We start from the raw sequence: 247 nt of genomic DNA, 5'->3' as shown, positions 1-247 counted from the left end.
TGGCGGTGATCTGCGTGTCGCTGTCGACGGTGAAGACCGCCGACGCCGCGCCGAAACGCACCGCACTCGCGCCGGTGAACCCCGCACCCGAGAGCACCACCTGATTCCCACCACTCGCCGACCCCTGGCCAGGCACAAGCGAGTTGAGCACCGGCGCCGCGGTATAGGCGTAACCCAGACCATTACTCGCCCCACCCGGCGTGGTCACCGTCACGGAGACGGAGCCCGAACCCGGAGGCGCGATGGC

Annotated in this window: 1 protein-coding gene; it reads right to left on the bottom strand. The window is 69.6% G+C overall.

The window, feature by feature from the left end:
* Window positions 1–151: IPT/TIG domain-containing protein (locus VT52_RS39500; protein WP_276208005.1), on the bottom strand; the 151-nt coding region annotated here is incomplete at its 3' end.
* Between the last annotated feature and the right edge of the window lie 96 nt (window positions 152–247).

The organism is Streptomyces malaysiense, from assembly GCF_000980885.2.
Taxonomy (GTDB): domain Bacteria; phylum Actinomycetota; class Actinomycetes; order Streptomycetales; family Streptomycetaceae; genus Streptomyces; species Streptomyces malaysiense.
The sequence above is the reverse complement of the archived record's forward strand: the minus strand, read 5'-3'. Positions and strand labels throughout refer to the sequence as shown.